The sequence below is a fragment of the Streptomyces sp. NPDC101160 genome (assembly GCF_044768205.1).
GTDB lineage: Bacteria > Actinomycetota > Actinomycetes > Streptomycetales > Streptomycetaceae > Streptomyces.
On the sequence record NZ_JBIWPJ010000005.1, the window covers coordinates 13,612 to 30,710 of the forward strand.

16 protein-coding genes and 1 tRNA gene are annotated in these 17,099 nt (G+C 71.5%); 3 read left to right on the forward strand and 14 right to left on the reverse strand.

What is annotated here, in order from left to right:
• Positions 1-79: 79 nt before the first annotated feature.
• The 7 genes from ACIRSU_RS16380 to ACIRSU_RS16410 form a co-directional block, all read right to left on the reverse strand.
• Complete coding sequence (locus tag ACIRSU_RS16380; protein WP_403792621.1) at positions 80-904, reverse strand: carbohydrate ABC transporter permease; 825 nt, start codon at positions 902-904, stop codon at positions 80-82.
• Positions 904-1,791, reverse strand: a complete 888-nt coding sequence (locus ACIRSU_RS16385; RefSeq protein WP_403792622.1) for a carbohydrate ABC transporter permease — start codon at positions 1,789-1,791, stop codon at positions 904-906. The genes ACIRSU_RS16380 and ACIRSU_RS16385 overlap by 1 nt, the downstream gene beginning before the upstream one ends.
• 25 nt (positions 1,792-1,816) lie before the next feature.
• The gene (locus ACIRSU_RS16390; RefSeq protein ID WP_403792624.1) at positions 1,817-3,130 is read right to left on the reverse strand and encodes an ABC transporter substrate-binding protein; all 1,314 of its coding nucleotides are present in this window, start codon (positions 3,128-3,130) and stop codon (positions 1,817-1,819) included.
• Positions 3,131-3,190: 60 nt separating this feature from the next.
• Positions 3,191-3,263: transfer RNA gene (locus ACIRSU_RS16395), tRNA-His, on the reverse strand.
• A gap of 139 nt (positions 3,264-3,402) precedes the next feature.
• Complete coding sequence (orn, locus tag ACIRSU_RS16400; protein WP_403792625.1) at positions 3,403-4,005, reverse strand: oligoribonuclease; 603 nt, start codon at positions 4,003-4,005, stop codon at positions 3,403-3,405.
• Positions 4,006-4,107: 102 nt separating this feature from the next.
• Entirely contained in the window at positions 4,108-5,289 is a 1,182-nt protein-coding gene (locus ACIRSU_RS16405) for a helix-turn-helix domain-containing protein (RefSeq protein WP_403792627.1), read from the reverse strand.
• A 307-nt stretch (positions 5,290-5,596) separates the two neighbouring features.
• On the reverse strand, positions 5,597-6,037 hold the full coding sequence (locus tag ACIRSU_RS16410; RefSeq protein ID WP_403792629.1) for a hypothetical protein: 441 nt from the start codon (positions 6,035-6,037) through the stop codon (positions 5,597-5,599).
• Between the two features lie 346 nt (positions 6,038-6,383).
• Here ACIRSU_RS16410 and ACIRSU_RS16415 point away from each other — a divergent pair, with 346 nt between their 5' ends.
• Both ACIRSU_RS16415 and ACIRSU_RS16420 read left to right on the forward strand, forming a co-directional pair.
• Positions 6,384-6,905, forward strand: coding sequence for a universal stress protein (locus ACIRSU_RS16415; RefSeq protein WP_403792631.1), 522 nt, complete (start codon positions 6,384-6,386; stop codon positions 6,903-6,905).
• A gap of 207 nt (positions 6,906-7,112) precedes the next feature.
• A complete protein-coding gene (locus tag ACIRSU_RS16420) occupies positions 7,113-7,673 on the forward strand; it encodes a GPR1/FUN34/YaaH family transporter (RefSeq protein WP_403792633.1) in 561 nt (186 codons plus the stop codon).
• A gap of 126 nt (positions 7,674-7,799) precedes the next feature.
• Here ACIRSU_RS16420 and glmS read toward each other — a convergent pair whose 3' ends face one another.
• Both glmS and ACIRSU_RS16430 read right to left on the reverse strand, forming a co-directional pair.
• Positions 7,800-9,617, reverse strand: a complete 1,818-nt coding sequence (glmS, locus tag ACIRSU_RS16425) for a glutamine--fructose-6-phosphate transaminase (isomerizing) (RefSeq protein ID WP_403792634.1) — start codon at positions 9,615-9,617, stop codon at positions 7,800-7,802.
• 63 nt (positions 9,618-9,680) lie between these two features.
• Entirely contained in the window at positions 9,681-9,956 is a 276-nt protein-coding gene (locus ACIRSU_RS16430) for a hypothetical protein (protein ID WP_389206487.1), read from the reverse strand.
• A gap of 176 nt (positions 9,957-10,132) precedes the next feature.
• Here ACIRSU_RS16430 and ACIRSU_RS16435 point away from each other — a divergent pair, with 176 nt between their 5' ends.
• Entirely contained in the window at positions 10,133-11,065 is a 933-nt protein-coding gene (locus ACIRSU_RS16435; protein WP_403792636.1) for a hypothetical protein, read from the forward strand.
• On the opposite strand, the gene ACIRSU_RS16440 is transcribed toward ACIRSU_RS16435, so the two are convergent.
• The 5 genes from ACIRSU_RS16440 to ACIRSU_RS16460 form a co-directional block, all read right to left on the reverse strand.
• Positions 11,058-11,660, reverse strand: a complete 603-nt coding sequence (locus tag ACIRSU_RS16440; RefSeq protein ID WP_403792638.1) for a hypothetical protein — start codon at positions 11,658-11,660, stop codon at positions 11,058-11,060. The genes ACIRSU_RS16435 and ACIRSU_RS16440 overlap by 8 nt on opposite strands.
• Positions 11,661-11,800: 140 nt before the next feature.
• On the reverse strand, positions 11,801-13,585 hold the full coding sequence (locus tag ACIRSU_RS16445; protein ID WP_403793599.1) for an IucA/IucC family protein: 1,785 nt from the start codon (positions 13,583-13,585) through the stop codon (positions 11,801-11,803).
• Between the two features lie 116 nt (positions 13,586-13,701).
• Entirely contained in the window at positions 13,702-14,256 is a 555-nt protein-coding gene (locus ACIRSU_RS16450) for a GNAT family N-acetyltransferase (RefSeq protein WP_403792639.1), read from the reverse strand.
• Positions 14,253-15,524, reverse strand: coding sequence for a lysine N(6)-hydroxylase/L-ornithine N(5)-oxygenase family protein (locus ACIRSU_RS16455; protein WP_403792641.1), 1,272 nt, complete (start codon positions 15,522-15,524; stop codon positions 14,253-14,255). The genes ACIRSU_RS16450 and ACIRSU_RS16455 overlap by 4 nt, the downstream gene beginning before the upstream one ends.
• Positions 15,505-16,983 (reverse strand): pyridoxal phosphate-dependent decarboxylase family protein, encoded by a 1,479-nt coding sequence (locus ACIRSU_RS16460; RefSeq protein ID WP_403792643.1) that lies wholly within the window; start codon positions 16,981-16,983, stop codon positions 15,505-15,507. Before ACIRSU_RS16460 ends, ACIRSU_RS16455 begins: the two co-directional genes overlap by 20 nt.
• Positions 16,984-17,099 lie beyond the last annotated feature (116 nt).

Below are 17,099 nucleotides of genomic sequence, written 5' to 3' on the forward strand. Positions count from 1 at the left end.
CCAGGTCCCCCCACACGGCGCGCCCCGGACGTCCCACCCCACCGCGTCCGGGGCGCGCTCCCCGCAAAGAGGGGAGGATTCACTCCTTGAGCGCGCCCTGCATCACGCCGCCCACGATCTGCCGCCCCAGCACCGCGAACACGAGCAGCAGCGGTACCGTCCCGAGCAGCGCACCCGCCATCACCACCGACTGGTCCGGGATGTAGCCGCGCCCGAGCCCCGTCAGCGCCACCTGCACCGTCGGGCTGCCCGTCTGCGTCAGCACCAGCACCGGCCAGAAGAAGTCGTTCCACGCCGCCACGAACGTCAGCGTCCCGAGCACGGCCATCGCCGGCCGCGCCGCCGGGAACACCACGTGCCACACCACCCGCAGCGGCCCGGCCCCGTCCACCCGCGCGGCCTCCACCAGCTCGGCCGGCAGCGCCCGCAGCAGGTGCTGGCGCATGAAGAAGACCCCGAACGCCGACACCAGACCGGGCAGCACCACCGCCTGCAGCTCGTCCGTCCACCGCAGCCGGGCCACGAGCAGATACAGCGGTACGACCCCGAGCTGCGGCGGGATCAGCATCGTGCCCACCACGAGCGCGAGCAGCGCGCGCCGGAAGCGGAACCGCAGCCGCGCGAAGGCGAACCCGGCGAGCGTCGAGACGAGCACCGTGCCCGCGGCGACCAGGGCCGCCACGACCGTCGTGTTGGCGAGTGCGGCGCCGAGTCCGGCGTCGGTCCAGGCGAGAGCCAGGTTCCGCGGCAGATTCCGGCCGAGGCGGAACGGCGGCGGGGTGTGCGCCAGCCGGGTCGTCGTCCGTGAGGCCGCCACCGCCGCCCAGAGCAGCGGGAAGAGCGAGCCGGCGGCGAACAGCGTCAGCAGGAGGTACGCGGCCCAGGCGGACCGTCTCGCGCCCATCAGGCCACCGCCCCCGACGCTCTGACGCGCCGTACGAGCCGGGCCGCGCCCAGCATCACGACCAGGAGCAGCAGCATCACCCAGGCGATCGCCGAGGCCCGCCCCAGATGCAGGTTCACCCAGCCCTGCTCGTACAGATAGAGACCGAGCGTCTGGAACTGGTGGTCCGCCCCGCCCGACGCCCCCGCGTCCGCCCCGAACAGCAGCGGCTCGCCGAACAGCTGCGTCGCCCCGATCGCCGACACGACCACCGTGAAGAGGATCGCCGGCCGCAGCCCCGGCAGCGTCACGTGCACGAACTGCCGCCACCTCGACGCCCCGTCGAGCGCCGCCGCCTCGTACAGCTCGCGCGGCACGGTCTGCATGGCGGCGAGGTAGATCAGCGCGTTGTAGCCGGTCCACCGCCACACCACGATCGCCGACACGGCCGCCTTCGACGCCCACGGCCCGTTCTGCCAGTCGACGGGCGCGAGACCGAGGCCGGTGAGGACCCAGTTGACGAGGCCGTGGTCGCGCCCGAAGAGCAGCGCGAAGACCAGCGTCGCCGCGGCCACGGAGGTGGCGTACGGCGCGAGCGCCACCACCCGGAAGAACGCCCGCCCCCGTAGCCGTACGTCGAGCAGATGCGCCACGCCGAGCGCGAGCAGCAGCTGGGGCACCGTCGACAGCAGACCGATGGCGACGGTGTTGCCGAGCGCGTTCCAGAAGAACGGGTCCTCGGCGAGGCGCGTGTAGTTGCGCAGCCCCACCCACTCCGGCCGGTCGAGCGCCGTCAGCTCGACGCGGTGCAGGGACGCCCAGGCGGTGTAGAGGAGCGGGAAGAGCCCGAAGGCGCCGAAGAGGAGGAAGAAGGGCGCGACGAACCCGTACGGCGCCCAGCGTTCCACGGACCTCCTGTTCGTCGTCACCGCGTCACCGGTCCAGGGCGTTGTCGATGGACCGCAGCGCGTCCGTCCAGGCCTCGTCCGGGTCGCGGCCCGTCTGGTCGACCAGGAGCATCCCGCCGTCGGTCAGCAGCTGGGCGACCAGGCCCTCCTTCGGCCCGATCGGCGCCGACGGCACCCCGCGGGCCGCCGCGCCGAAGATCGCGCCCACCGGGGTGTCGCCGAAGTACGGATGGCGGGCCGCCGCCACCGCCGGCAGGGCGTGCGCGGCGGACGCGCTCGGGAAGCTGCCCCGCCGCGCGAAGACCCGCGCCTGCTGGGCCGGGGCGGTCAGCCAGGCGGCCAGCCGGGCCGCCTCCGCCCGGTGCGGGCCCGTCTTCGGGACGACCAGGAACGAGCCGCCCCGGTTGCCCGGCAGGGGCGCCGCCGCCACGTCCCACAGGCCCTTCCCGGCCGGGCCCGACTTGTCCTGGATGTAGCCCAGCATCCACGCCGGGCACACCACGGCCGCGAAGGCCCCGTTCGCGAAACCCTGGTCCCAGCCGGGCGTGAACTGCTGCAGCCGGGCCGTCAGGCCCTGCCGGGCGAACGCGGCCGCCAGGTCCCAGGCCTCCCGCACGGCCGGGTCGGTACCGATGACGAGGGCGCCCCGCTCGTCGTAGAAGCGCCGCCGCCCGCTGCTCACGACCGCCGCGAGCACCCCGGACGCCGAGTCCGTGAACGCCGTCCCCTCCGGCGCCCGCGCCGCGAACCGCCGCCCCGCCGCCAGGAACCGCCGCCAGTCCCCGGCCCACAGCCGCCCCACCTCCTCCCGCCCGGCCGGCAGCCCGGCCCGCGCGAACAGGTCCCTGCGGTAGCAGACCGCCTGCGGCCCGATGTCCGTCCCGAGCGCCACCGTCCGCCCGTCCCGCCCCGTCCCCTGCGCCCACTTCCACGGCAGGAACGCCCGCCGCTCCACCCCGGGGACCCTTCCCAGGTCGACGAGCCGGTCGCCCTGGGTGGCGATCACCTCGGCGACGTTGCCGACCTCCACGGCCTGCACGTCGGCGAGCCCGGAGCCGGTGACGAGATGGGTGAGCAGCTGCGGGTAGTAGTTCTCGTTGCGCTCGATGGACGTCTGCCGCACCGCGACGTCCGGGTGCAGCCGCATGTACGTGTCGTAGAGCCCGGCCTCCTGGAGCCCGAAGGACCCGAAGACACCGACGGTGAGGGTGACGGGGCGCCCGGCGGGATCGACGCGAGCCGTCCCGTACGCGGCGGCCGGTCCGGACGGCGGATCGGCGGCGCAGGCGCTGAGCGCGGCCAGCAGGAGGAGGGCGAGTACGGCGGTGACGCGGCGCACAGTCCCGGAGCGTAAACGATCGAGGCCCCGGTTCTTCCGAACCGGGGCCTCGACACTCAGGGTGAGTAACGGGACTCGAACCCGCGACATCCTGGACCACAACCAGGTGCTCTACCAGCTGAGCTATACCCACCACGACCGGTCATCTGCCCGAGGGCTTCCCTGACCGGCCGAGAAGAAGTCTACAGGGTTCTGGGGGGTGCTCGCGCACACGTTTCCCGGGCGGCGTTCCGGCCGGGGTCCGGTGGGCGCGAGCACGCCGCCGGCGGGCGCTATTCGCCGCTGATCACATGGCGGGCCGCGATCTGCTTCGCGGTCTCCGAGTCGGGGCCGGGCTGCGGGACGAAGATCGCCTCGCGGTAGTAGCGGAGCTCGGCGATGGACTCGCGGATGTCCGCGAGGGCCCGGTGGTTGCCGTTCTTCTCCGGACTGTTGAAGTACGCCCTCGGGTACCAGCGGCGGGCCAGTTCCTTGACCGAGGAGACATCGACGATCCGGTAGTGGAGGTGCTTCTCCAGGGCCGGCATGTCCCGGCTGAGGAAGCCGCGGTCGGTCGAGACCGAGTTCCCGCACAGCGGAGCCTTGCCGGGCTCCTTCACGTGCTCGCGGATGTACGCGAGGACCTGGGCCTCCGCGTCGGCGAGGGTGGTGCCCTCGGCGAGCGCGTCGAGCAGCCCGGACTTCGTGTGCATCTCGCGCACGATCTCCGGCATGGTCTCCAGGGCCGCGTCCGGCGGGCGGATCACGATGTCCACACCTTCGCCGAGCACGTTCAGTTCCGAGTCGGTGACCAGCGCGGCCACCTCGATGAGTGCGTCGTCCGTCAGCGAGAGCCCGGTCATCTCGCAGTCGATCCACACCATGCGATCGTTCATGCGTCCTACCTTATGGCCGAAGGGCCCCCTCGGGTGGTGTCCCGGGGAGCCCTTCGGTTTCCTGGCTGCGCGGCTTGTGGCGCGCGCGGTTCTCGTGGCCCCTTACGGGGCGCTGCGCTGGCCCGGCAGGGCCGGGCGGCTCGGGCTGTAGGCGTCCGAGGCCGGCTTGCCCGGGTCCAGCGGACCGCCCGGGCGGCGGACCATCGGCGCGGCGCCGGCCTGGGCCTGCGCCGGGACGACCGCGTCGAGCACCGCCGCACCGCCGCCCTCGCCCTGTGGCCGCCGGGCCCGGTACGCGGCCCGGTAGGCGGCCGGCGAGGAGCCGAGCTGCCGCCGGAAGTGCCCGCGCAGGGCCACCGGCGAACGGAAGCCGCAGCGGCCCGCGACCTCGTCGACCGAGTAGTCGGAGGTCTCCAGCAGCCGCTGTGCCTGGAGCACCCGCTGGGTGATCAGCCACTGCAGCGGCGCGGAGCCCGTCAGCGAGCGGAAGCGGCGGTCGAAGGTCCGCCGCGACATGTACGCACGGGCCGCCAGCGTCTCCACGTCGAACTGCTCGTGGAGGTGCTCCAGCGCCCAGGCGACGACCTCGGCGAGCGGGTCGGCGCCGATCTCCTCGGGTAAAGACCTGTCGAGATAGCGCTCCTGGCCGCCACTGCGCCGCGGCGGGACGACCAGCCGGCGCGCTAGGGCGCCCGCGGCCTCCGTGCCGTGGTCGGTCCGCACGATGTGCAGACACAGATCGATTCCGGCCGCCGTGCCGGCGGACGTCAGCACGTCGCCGTCGTCGACGAAGAGCTCCCGCGGGTCCACGTGGACCGACGGATAGCGCTTCGCGAGCGTCGGCGCGTACATCCAGTGCGTCGTCGCCGGCCGGCCGTCGAGCAGCCCGGCCGCGGCGAGCACGAACGCGCCCGTGCACAGGCCGACGATCCGCGCCCCCTCCTCGTGCGCCCGGCGGAGCGCCTCGAGCGCCTCCGGCGGCGGCGGCGAGGTGATCGAGCGCCAGGCGGGCACCACGACGGTGCCGGCCCTGCTGATCGCCTCCAGGCCGTACGGCGCGGAGAGTTCGAGGCCGCCCGTGGTGCGCAGCGGGCCTTCCTCACCGGCGCATACGAGCAGCCGATAGCGCGGCACCCCCGCGTCCTGGCGGTCGATGCCGAATACGGAGAGCGGGATCGAGCTCTCGAAGATGGGGCCACCGCTGAACAGCAGTACCGCGACGACTTCGCGACGGCGGCGCCCGGACAGCTTCCGTGCCTCCGGTGCGACGGAGTCCTGGCTCATGACGCTAAGCCCCCCTCGGTGTTGGCGTCTCCCTGGTCATGTGGATGTGCCACGTTTCCCCTCGGTTTTGCGCGAGACCCCAGTCTTCGGTATCCATGATCGAATCTACTGCGTCCCGTGGCACCGTCGTGACAACTTCTCCTTCCGGCACATTGTCGACATGGCAACTTGGCGCGAAGCGTTCGATCGCCGGCGGCGGTCGAGGGCGGTCATGCCTGGCCCTATGCGGGTTGAGCGTAGTTCGGCCAAGGTTCGGATGATCCCGGGAAGTTGGCTGAAAACATACGGGATCGGCTGTACGAGCATGTCAACTCCGCGAGTGGTCCGGCTGGTCCTCCGCGTCCGACCGCTCGGCCCGCAGCCCGCGTTCCGCCCGGCGCAGCAGCACCCGGCAGGCGGCCGTCACGGCGGCGAGCCCGAGCGCGGTGCCGGCCGCGCCGCCCAGGCTCGTCCCGTAGACCACGAGCACGACCGGGACGAGCACACAGCAGAAGACCCCCCACCGCACGACGTCGTTCGCCGCCTCGCCCCCGGCACCACCAGCGCCGTAGCCCGCGCCGGAGCCCGTACCGCCGCCCGCGCCTGAGCTCGTACCGCCGCCCGCACCGCCCGGGTGGGGCGGCTCCGGCGCCCGACGGCGCGAGCGGGGGCCCGGGGGCGCGATCACGGCGGTGACCGTCTCCGCCGTGTGGACGTCGTGGACGGCGTGGAGGTCGAGCCGGGTGTCGGCGGGTGACGGTGAAGGCACGGGCGGGCTCCCTGCGACGGTGGCGTTGACCTGTGGGAACGAGGAGCGGAACGTTCCGGTCACTGCGGGACACGTCCGTTTGGCCTCCGTACGGACACCTGTAGGGCACAACCGGCATTGCGCTCCGCGCGGGGCTCGTGCATTCTCCTGGAGCGCCGTATGGAGCGCCGCGAGGGGACCCCGGCGGCGTCCCTGGGCTCGGGAGGAGTGTCGCCGTACCCTTGGGGGTATGGGCTTGGGAAGATGATTCCCGGACACAGCTCCGCAGCCAAGCCAACAGCCAACCGTTGTTCCGCTCCCTGTCCTTTCCGTCCCTCCCGTCAGGACCCTCTTCGCCGAGACACCGATGGCCGGTCACGAATTCCCCGAACCCGCGGACCGCAAGCGCGTCGCCGACTCCACGGTCGACCCCCTCGCGGTGGAACAGCCACGTCACGCCTGCGACCCGGCCTTCCGGCACGGTGTCGTCGTCGGCTTCGACGGATCGACGTCCAGTGAGCGCGCCCTCGCCTATGCCATCGGCATGGCCCGCCGCTCCGGATCCGGCCTGATCATCGTGCATGTCGCCAACCGGCTGCCCACCACGGTGTGGGCCGGCTGCGAGCCGCCCGTCTTCGTCGACGTGCCGGACCACCGCACCGAGGTCCTGGGTCTCGAGCTGGCCTGCGCGGACCACCTCTCCGAGGTGCCGTGGATCCTCGTCGAGCGCGGTGGTGACATCTGCCACGAGCTGGAGGAGGTCGGCAAGGAGTACGCGGCCGACGCGATCGTGGTCGGCGGGACGCACGGCATCGTCGGCCGGATCTTCGGCTCGGTGGCCGGCCGGCTGGCGCGCCGCGCGCAGCGCCCGGTGGTCGTGATCCCGTAACCCGGGCCCGCGCCCGTCCCACGAGCCGTCCCGCCCGCTGTCCCGTCGGCTGTCCCGCGAGTTGTCACACGCGCCTCTCCCAACTCCCTTGTTCCGGCCATAATTTCGGCCTTCCGCAGGTGAATTGTGCGCTTGTGAAGGGTACATAAAGAGCACCGGAACAAAGCAGTCCAAGCAGTACAACTGCACACCTGAAGGGAGCCCGCCGTGTCCAACGAAGCCGCCGCGGGAAACACCACCTCCACCCTCGGAAACCTCGCACTCGGACTGACCCTGCTGGCCTTCGGCATCGGCTCCACCGGCGTGGTCGACCACGTCGGCGCGGCGGACGCCGGCGGGCTCGCCACCTGGGTCGGCGGTGTCGCGCTGTTCCTCGTCGGCCTGCTGGCCCTGCGCGCCGGCAACACCGGTGAGGGCACGGCCTTTTCGGCCCTCGGAGCCTTCTGGTTCACCTGGGGCACCGCCGTCGGCGCCCACGCCTCAGCCGAGGCCGCCGGACTCTTCCTGCTGCTGTGGGCGCTCCTGGCGCTCACGCTGACGGTGGCCGCGGGCGGCAGCGGACTGTTCGGTCAGGGCGTGTACGGGCTCCTCTTCGTCGCCCTGCTGCTGCTCGGCATCGGCGCCTTCGCCGACAACGCGGGTCTCGGCAAGGCCGGCGGCTGGGTCGCCGCGGTCGCGGGCCTCGCGGCCTGGTACGGCGCCACGGCGGCGGTGGCCGGCTGGCCGACGTCCCTGGCCCGCGGCTCCCGCGCGGCGGCGGCGAGCTGATCCGGCACAGCGCGGAAAAGCGGCCCTCGTCCACCTGGGATGGACGAGGGCCGCTCTCGTGTCCGGTCGACCACCGGGGGACAGGCCCGGCGGGCGGGACCTCGGGGGACAGGCCCGAGGCGCCGCCTACTCGACCGTGACGGACTTGGCCAGGTTCCGCGGCTTGTCGATGTCGCGGCCCATGGCGAGCGCGGTGTGGTACGCGAGGAGCTGGAGCGGGATGCCCATCAGGATCGGGTCCAGCTCGTCCTCGTTCTTCGGCACCACGATGGTGTGGTCGGCCTTCTCCTGCACCTGGTGCGCGACCGCGAGGATCGGGCCGCTGCGGGCCTTGATCTCCTCCAGGGCGGCGCGGTTCTTCTCGAGCAGGTCGTCGTCGGGGACGATCGCGACCGTCGGCAGGGCCGGCTCGATGAGGGCGAGCGGGCCGTGCTTCAGCTCGGAGGCCGGGTACGCCTCGGCGTGGATGTAGGAGATCTCCTTCAGCTTGAGGGAGGCCTCCAGGGCGACCGGGTAGCCCCGGACGCGGCCGATGAACATCATCGACTGGGCGCCCGCGTACTCCTTCGCCAGCTTCTTGATCTCGTCCTCGGTCTTGAGGATCTCCTCGATCTGGCCGGGCAGCTTGCGCAGGCCCTCGATGATCCGCTTGCCGTCGGTGACGGACAGGTCGCGGATGCGGCCGAGGTGCAGCGCGAGCAGCGCGAAGGCGACGACCGTGTTGGTGAAGCACTTGGTGGAGACGACGCAGACCTCGGGGCCGGCGTGCACGTACACGCCGCCGTCCGCCTCGCGGGCGATCGCGGAGCCGACGACGTTGACGACGCCGAGGACCCGCGCGCCCTTGCGCTTGAGCTCCTGGACGGCGGCCAGCACGTCGTAGGTCTCGCCGGACTGGGAGACCGCGATGTAGAGGGTGTCGGGGTCGACGACCGGGTTGCGGTAGCGGAACTCGGAGGCCGGCTCGGCGTCGGCCGGGATGCGGGCCATGCCCTCGATGAGGGAGGCGCCGATGAGACCGGCGTGGTACGAGGTGCCGCAGCCCAGGATCTTGATCCGGCGGATGGAGCGGGCCTCGCGGGCGTCCAGGTTCAGGCCGCCGAGGTGCACGGTGGAGAAGCGGTCGTCGATCCGGCCGCGCAGCACGCGGTCGACCGCGTCGGGCTGCTCGGAGATCTCCTTGTGCATGTACGTGTCGTGGCCGCCCATGTCGTACGAGGCGGCCTCCCACTCCACGGTCTCGGGCGTGGCATTGGTGGACGCGCCGGAGGTGGTGTACGTGCGGAAGTCGTCGGCCTTCAGGGTGGCCATCTCGCCGTCGTCGAGGGTGACGACCTGGCGGGTGTGGGCGACGAGGGCGGCGACGTCGGAGGCGACGAACATCTCCTTCTCGCCGATGCCGAGGACGACCGGGGAGCCGTTGCGGGCCACCACGATGCGGTCGTTGAAGTCGGCGTGCATGACGGCGATGCCGTAGGTGCCCTCGATGTGCTTGAGGGCCTCGCGGACCTTCTCCTCCAGGGTGTCGGCCTGGGAGCGGGCGATCAGGTGGGTGATCACCTCGGTGTCGGTCTCGGACGCGAAGACGACGCCGTCGGCCTCCAGCTTGGCGCGCAGCTCGGCGGCGTTGTCGACGATGCCGTTGTGGACGACGGCGACCTTGTTCTCGGGGTCGAGGTGCGGGTGCGCGTTGACGTCGCTCGGGGCGCCGTGGGTGGCCCAGCGGGTGTGCGCGATGCCGGTCGTGCCCGCGAAGCGCTTGGGCACGCGGGCCTCCAGGTCGCGGACCCGGCCCTTGGCCTTCACCATCTTCAGGCCGGCGGCCTTGGGGCTGGTGACGACGATGCCGGCGGAGTCGTAGCCCCGGTACTCCAGCCGCTGCAGTCCTTCGAGCAGCAGGGGAGCGACGTCGCGCTTGCCGATGTAACCGACGATTCCGCACATAAAGGTGTTACCCCTCCGAGGTCTGTTGGGTGTGCTCAGCCGTGGACGTTCAGTCGTGGACGTTCAGCCGTAGACGATGCGGCGCAGCTGCCGGAGCGAGAGCTCCGGTGGGGCCACGGCGCGGTGCGGCAGCTCGGCCGCGATCCGCTCGAAGATCTCGGCGTTCACCGCGCCGCCGGACTGCAGCTCGCGGTGGCGGCGCCGGACGAACTCCTCCGCCGACTCGTCGAAGTACGCCAGCACGTCGAGCACCACCCGGGCGGCCTCACCGCGCTGGAGCGCGGTGCTGCGGACCAGGTGGTCGATGAGGTCGTCGTGCGACGGTCGGCGTTCGAGCACCAGTGAATCTTGCGGGGTGAGGGTGGGGCATTGCAAGAATCCTGCCCGTTTTCGGGCAGATGAGGCCACGATCACGCGCCCGAACGACCCGATTGGTCTACACCTAGGCCGTTGGGAGGTCAGTCGAGTGGCACGCCGTGCGTGCGGGGCGAGGGGGCGGCGCGGAGACTGACGGCATGCACGTGCCGCGAGGGAAGAAGCCCGCGCCGGAGCCCGCACACTCGACGGTGAGCCTGCTCGCCAAGGCGGCGTACGTGGTGGCGCCGGGGACCGCCGTCATCGGCCTGCTGTACTACTTCGGCAGCGTCTACACCGACGCCTACTACGCGACCTTCGGCGTGCCGCCGGCCGACCTCCAGCTCTCCGTCCAGGCCTACCTGGCCAAGAGCCCGGACGCGATCTTCGGTCCCGTGTGGTTCCTGCTGGTCTGCGGACTGGCCGTACTGCTGCTGCTCGGAAGGGTCGGCCACGCGCTGGCCCGCCCCGGGAGGGAGCACCTGCGCCGCACGGTGTGCCGGTGGCTCCTCGTGGTCGGCCTCGTCATGACGATGCTGGGGTTCCGGGTCTTCTTCGGCGACCGGATCCCGACGCCCCTCCCCGAATCCTGGTGGGGGACCGCGTACGTACCGATCGTCGTGGTGGCCCTGGGGGCCACCCTGGCGTTCTTCGCCGTGCAGCAGCGTCTGCAGCCGAGCGCGGTCGAGCGCGTCCGACGGGACGAGACCGCCGAACGGATGTGGGCCGCGGGCGGCGCCCTGCTGATCGGACTGCTGGCCATGAGCCTGTTCTTCGGCATGACCCGGTACGTGGCCGCCTCGGGAGAGGCCGACGCCTGGACGGCCATGCGAGGAGGGAACGCGGAGAGCCTGCGCGTGGTGGTCTACTCGCGGATCCCGCTCGCGCACGACGCGAAGGAGATCCGCTACCGCGACGTGGGGACGGCCAAGGGCCCGTACCGGTACCAGTACAGAGGATTCCGTCTGCTCGCGAAGTCCCCGTCCCGCTTCTACCTGGTCTCCTACGCCTCGCGGTACAAGGACCATCTGACGGTCGTGCTGCCCGACGACGACACCGTGCGGGTGGAGCTGACGAAGGCCGCCGCTACGTGACCTCGGGCTCGGGCTCGGATTCCGTCGGGACGACGTCGGTCTCGGTCGGCGTCGGCTCGGTCGGGAGCGGGGTCTCGGTGGTCGGCGACACGGTCTCCGTGGGTTCCTCCCCGACCGCCTCACCGGAGAAGGGCACGGTGAGCGTTTCGCCTGCGGAGTTGTCCACGGTCAGCTCTCCGGAGTAGGGCCCCGCCTCGAGGGGTGTGACCTCGAGGTTGAGCGTGCACTCCGCGTCGGCAGGCAGTGTGCCGGTGCAGGTGCCGCGCGTGGCCGTTGCCGCCAGCGTTCTGGAGTCGTCGGGCCGCGCACTGGGAGGCCCCATGTCGAACGACTTGCCGGTGCCGTTGTGGACCGTCACCGGCACCCGCTTCGTCTCGTGCACCTTGGCCGTCGGCACGTGGGCGGGGGCGGCCTGGCCGCCCCCGCCCGGGAACAGTGCCGTGTTGTCCGATTCCGGTTCCGTCGTCGAGGAGTCCGGGGTGTCCGGGGTGTGCGCGTGGGTGTCCCCGCCGCCACCGCCTCCGCAGGCGGCCGTCGCGGCGAGAGTCACGACCAGTGCGGTTCCGGCGAGGACGCGGGCGATTCGAGTCATCACGCACCCAAGCTCGCACAGCGACAGTGAGTAGTCGATGACCTTGATCGGTGACACTGCGTGATCGCCTGAACGGGGGGAGCGCGATCCGGCGGAGGACCGTGACTCCGCCGGAGCGCGCGCCGGTTCAGGCGGCCGTGCCGTCAGGCGAACCGGGCGATCGGGTTCACCAGGTCGCCGACCAGCTGGAGTGCCGCCGACGGGTCCGCCAGGTCGACCATCTGGCGGTTGTTGCGCAGCTGGAGGCGGTTGAGCGCGGAGAGCGCGAAGGTGTCCGCGAACATGTCGTACCGCGCGAAGCGGTCGGCCAGCTCCGGGTGGGCGTCCTGGTAGCCCTTCACACAGGCGGCGACCGTGCGCCAGAAGTCGTCCTCGCCCACCACGCCCTCCGCGGCGAGCGTGGCGCCGAGGAAGCGGAAGAAGCAGTCGAAGACGTCCGTGAAGACGGACAGCAGCTTCATGTCCTCGGGGACGTCGGCGCGGATCCGCTCCACCGCGGGCGGCAGGACCGCGTCCGGGGCCATGACGCAGATCTCCTCGGCGATGTCCTTGAAGATCGCCCGGGAGACGGCGCCGCGCTCGTCGAGGACGAGGATCACGTTCTCGCCGTGCGGCATGTAGACCAGGTCGTACGCGTAGAAGCTGTGCAGCACCGGGAGGAGGTAGGCGTCCAGGTAGCGGCGCAGCCACTCCGTCGGCGTCAGGCCCGACTCCTTGATCAGGGCGCCCGCGAAGGACGCGCCCGCGTGGTCGGTGTGCAGCAGCGAGGCCATGGTCGCCAGCCGCTCGCCCGGGCCGAGGGACGGGACGGGCGACTCGCGCCAGAGCGCGGCGAGCATCTTGCGGTAGGGGGAGTAGCGGTCGGTGGCGGCCTCGTACTCCAGGTGCCGGTAGCCGACCGCGGCCCGCTCGCGGATGATCGAGAAGCGGGCTGCCTTCAGGACGGGGTCGGAGTCGACGAGGCCGGCCAGCCAGTCGTTGATGGCGGGCGTGGCCTCCATGTAGGCGGCGGAGAGGCCCCGCATGAAGCCCATGTTGAGGACGGACAGGGCCGTCTTCACGTAGTGCTTGGCCGGGTCGGCGGTGTTGAAGAAGGTACGGATGGACTGCTGGGCCAGGTACGCGTCCTTGCCCTCGCCCAGGTACACCAGCCGCTCCTGCGCGACCTCGGCGGCGAAGGTGACGGACAGCTTGTTCCACCACTGCCAGGGGTGGACCGGGATCAGGAGGTAGTCGGCGAGGTCCAGGCCGCGGGCGGCGAGGGTGGCGGCGAAGCCGTCGACGGCCGCGTCGCCGAGCTCGGCGCGTACGAAGCTCTCGTAGTCGATGCCGGCGCCGGCCGTGAAGGTGGCGCGGTCGCGGTGCGCGGCCAGCCACACCAGGTGGACCGGGGCGGCCGCCTCGGGGGCGTAGGCGCGGTACTCGTCGACGCCGAAGCCGAGCCGCCCGTTGTTGGCGACGAAGCAGGGGTGGCCCTCGGTCATCCCGGTCTCGATCGCCTGGAAGCCGGCCCGGGCCAGCTCGGCGGCGCCGGTCCGCGGCTTCGTCGCCTTGAAGGCCGTACCGGCCAGGGTGGAGGAGATCTCCTCCAGGTACACCGGCAGGATCTCGTCGCTGAGGCCGAGCGAGCCGCGCAGCTCGATGACGAACTGCAGGGCGTCGAGCGGGAGCTGCTCGCTGCCCCGGTGGCGGCTGATCGACTCGGGGTAGACCTGCCAGTGGTCGAGGGCGAAGCGGTCGGCGGTGAAGCGGTACTCGGTGCGGCCGTCGTCGCTGAGCACCAGATAGCGGCTGTCGCCCAGCTCCTGCGGGTCGAGGAGCCGCTCGTGGGTGAACTCGGCGAGGGCCTTGCGGATCAGGGCGCGGTTGGCGTCGGCCCAGCGGGCCGGGGTGAGGTGGGCGACTGGGTCCATGGCGTCGGGGTTCATGGCTTCGCGGTCCATGGCGGCGGGGTCCATGACCACGGGGTTCATGGCGGCGGGGTCCATGGCCACGGAGTTCATGGCCGCGGGGTCCATGGCGGCGGGGTTCACGGCGGCGGTGCTCATGCGGAGGCCTCCACGGCGGCCGTCGCCGCCTCGAACTGCGCGCGGGTGCAGAAGCTCAGCAGCGCCTTCTTCTCCGGCTTCTGGATCTCGCGCTCGGGCACGAAGCCGACGGCCGCGTTCAGCGCGTGCACGGCCGTGTTGCGCACGTCCGGCTCGACGACCACGCGGGCGGTCGCCGGGTCGGCGAACAGCTCACGCATCACGGCGGTGATCACCAGGCGGGTGAAGCCGTGCACGGGGGTGTCGGTGGGCGCGACGAGGAAGTGCATGCCGACGTCGCCGGGCTCCGCCTCGTACAGGCCGACCAGCTCGGCCTCGGCGGGGTCGTACCGCTCCATGAGGAAGGCGGGCTCGCCGTCCACGCTGCCGACGAAGGCGTCGTGGTGCGGGTTCGCGGCGATCGCCATGTACGCGCGTTCGACGTCCTCGAGTCTCGCGTCCTGCATCATCCAGAACGCGGCCTTGGGGTGGGTGACCCAGCGATGGATCAGCTCGGCGTGCCCGAGGGGGTCGAGCGGGCGTATGTGGACGGTGGCGTTGGGGGCGCTCATGCCGCGAACTCCTGGAAGGCGATGGTCTTCTCGACGGGGTAGTACTCGGTGCCCAGCATCTCGCCGATGATGTAGGCGTTGCGGTACGGCCCCATGCCCAGGTCGGGCGAGGTGATCGAGTGGGTGTGCGTGCCGGCGTTCTGCAGGAAGACCCCGCGGCCGGTGGTGTCGATCGAGTAGTTGCGGGCCACGTCGAAGCGGCCCTGCGAGTCCCGGCGGAGCCGGTCCGTCACCGGCTCCAGGAAGGCGGGGACGGTGTACTTGTAGCCGGTGGCGAGGATCAGGCCCTCGGTCTCCAGGGTGAAGTCCTTCTCCTGCTCCTCCTGGCGGAAGCCCAGCGTGTACGTGCCGGTGGCCTCGTCGTACGCGGCGGAGTGCAGCGCCGAGTTGGTGAGCAGCCGGGTGGGCGCGGGGCCGGCCAGGTTCTTCTCGTAGAGCAGGTCGAAGATGGCGTCGATGAGGTCGCCGTTGATGCCCTTGAAGAGGCCCTTCTGCTCGCGCTCCAGGCGGTAGCGGGTCCGCTCGGGCAGAGCGCGGAAGTAGTCGATGTAGTCCGGAGAGGTCATCTCCAGGGTGAGCTTGGTGTATTCGAGCGGGAAGAAGCGCGGGGAGCGGGTCACCCAGTCGAGCCGGTAGCCGTGCGTGTCGATCTCGCCGAGGAGGTCGTAGTAGATCTCGGCGGCGCTCTGGCCGCTGCCGACCAGGGTGATCGACTTCTTCCGCTGGAGCGCCTCGCGGTTCGGCAGGTAGCGCGAGTTGTGGATGAGGTCGCCGCCGAGATCGCGGCAGGGCTCGGGGACGTACGGCGGGGTGCCGGTGCCGAGCACGAGCCGGCGGGCGCGGAACGTCTCGCCGCGGTCGGTGGCCACCACGTACAGCTCGCTGCCCTCGTCGTACGAGACCGAGGTCACCGTCGTCGAGAAGCGGATCGACGACAGCTTGCCGGCGGCCCAGCGGCAGTAGTCGTTGTACTCCGTGCGGAGCGGATAGAAGTTCTCGCGGATGTAGAACGAGTACAGCCGGCCCTTCTCCTTCAGGTAGTTGAGGAAGGAGTAGGGAGAGGTCGGGTCGGCGAGGGTGACCAGGTCGGACATGAAGGGCGTCTGGAGGTGGGCGCCGGGCAGGAACATGCCGGAGTGCCACTCGAAGTCCGGCTTGGACTCCAGGAAGAGGCCGTCGAGTTCGGCGATGGGCTCGGTGAGGCAGGCGAGGCCGAGGTTGAAGGGGCCGAGCCCGATGCCGAGGAAATCAAGAGGCTGCGTGGACAAGGGTCTCTCCCAGGTACTGCTCGGCGTGGCCGGCGATCAGGTCAAGGACGGTGGCGATGTCGGACACCGTGGTCTCGGGGTTGAGCAGGGTGAACTTCAGGTACTGGCGCCCGTCGACCTTGGTGCCGGCGACCACGGCCTCGCCGGAGGCGAAGAGGGCCTTGCGGGCGTGGAGGTTGGCGCGGTCGATGTCGGCGGGCGAGGTGACGTGCTCGGGGACGTACCGGTAGACGAGCGTCGACAGCTGCGGTTCCACCACCACGTCGTAGCGCGGGTCGGCGGCGAGCAGCTCGAAGCCGGCCCGGGCCAGGTCGCAGACCTCGTCGAAGAGTTCGCCGACGCCGTCGGCGCCCATCACGCGCAGGGTCAGCCACAGTTTGAGGGCGTCGAAGCGGCGGGTGGTCTGGAGCGACTTGTCGACCTGGTTGGGGATCTTCCCCCACAGTCCTTCGGACGTGGGAGGTGCCCCCATGGCCACCGTCTGCCGCGGGTTGAGGTAGTCCGCGTGGTAGGTCGCGTGCCGCAGCGTGGCGCCGTCGCGGACCAGCAGGGCGGAGGAACTCACCGGCTGGAAGAAGGACTTGTGGTAGTCGACGGTGACCGAGTCGGCCCGCTCGATGCCGTCCAGGAGGTGGCGGCGGTTCGGCGAGACGAGCAGCCCGCAGCCGTACGCGGCGTCCACGTGCATCCAGGCGCCGTACTCCGCCGCGAGGGCGGCGATCTCCGGCAGCGGGTCGATCGAGCCGAAGTCGGTGGTGCCGGCGGTGGCGACGACCGCCATCGGGATCAGGCCCTCGGCGCGGCAGGCGGCCAGCTCGGCGGCGAGGACCACGGACTGCATCCGGCGGTGCCGGTCGACCGGGATCGAGACGACGGCGTCCCGGCCGAGGCCGAGCAGCCCGGCCGACTTCACGACGCTGAAGTGGCTGCAATCGGAGGCGAAGATCCGCAGCCTGGAGAGGTCGGAGGTGCCCGCCTCCTCGCGGGCGAGCAGCAGCGCCTGGAGGTTGGACTGGCTGCCGCCGCTGGTGAACACCCCGTCGGCGAGCGGCCCGAGGCCGATCCGGCCGGCCGTCCAGTCGATCAGCCGGCGTTCGATCAGGGTGCCGCCGGCGCTCTGGTCCCAGGTGTCGAGCGAGGAGTTCACGGTGGAGAGCACGGCCTCGCCGAGGACGGCAGGGATGACCACCGGGCAGTTGAGGTGCGCCAGGTAGCGCGGGTGGTGGAAGTAGACCGCGTCGCGGAGGTAGACGTCCTCCAGCTCGTCGAGGGCGGCGGAGGCGTCGCCGAGCGGCCGGTCGAGGTCGACGGCGTCGACGACGGGGGCGAGTGCGGCGGGCGTGACGCCGGTGAACGGCCCGCGTGTCGTGGCGAGTTTCCTCGCCACCCGCTCGACTCCTTCGGTGACGGTTCGTCGGTAGACGTCCGCCGTCGTGTCGTTGAGCAGGTGGGAGCGCATGTGGGGACCCTTCCGGGAGCGAACTCGGTCGAGGTAAGTAAGGTTAGCCTAACCTAAGTTTGAGGACGGAAAAGCCCCCCGACCGCGAGGGTTGGGGGGCTCTTCGAGGAGTGGCC

Coding starts and splice junctions, on each gene's coding strand:
- ACIRSU_RS16460 (WP_403792643.1), bottom strand. CDS start 16,983: ATGCGCTCCCACCTGCTCAACGACACGACGGCGGACGTCTACCGACGA.
- glmS (WP_403792634.1), bottom strand. CDS start 9,617: ATGTGCGGAATCGTCGGTTACATCGGCAAGCGCGACGTCGCTCCCCTG.
- ACIRSU_RS16450 (WP_403792639.1), bottom strand. CDS start 14,256: ATGAGCGCCCCCAACGCCACCGTCCACATACGCCCGCTCGACCCCCTC.
- ACIRSU_RS16405 (WP_403792627.1), bottom strand. CDS start 5,289: ATGAGCCAGGACTCCGTCGCACCGGAGGCACGGAAGCTGTCCGGGCGC.
- ACIRSU_RS16380 (WP_403792621.1), bottom strand. CDS start 904: ATGGGCGCGAGACGGTCCGCCTGGGCCGCGTACCTCCTGCTGACGCTG.
- ACIRSU_RS16415 (WP_403792631.1), top strand. CDS start 6,384: ATGGCCGGTCACGAATTCCCCGAACCCGCGGACCGCAAGCGCGTCGCC.
- ACIRSU_RS16445 (WP_403793599.1), bottom strand. CDS start 13,585: ATGAACCCCGACGCCATGGACCCAGTCGCCCACCTCACCCCGGCCCGC.
- ACIRSU_RS16435 (WP_403792636.1), top strand. CDS start 10,133: ATGCACGTGCCGCGAGGGAAGAAGCCCGCGCCGGAGCCCGCACACTCG.
- orn (WP_403792625.1), bottom strand. CDS start 4,005: ATGAACGATCGCATGGTGTGGATCGACTGCGAGATGACCGGGCTCTCG.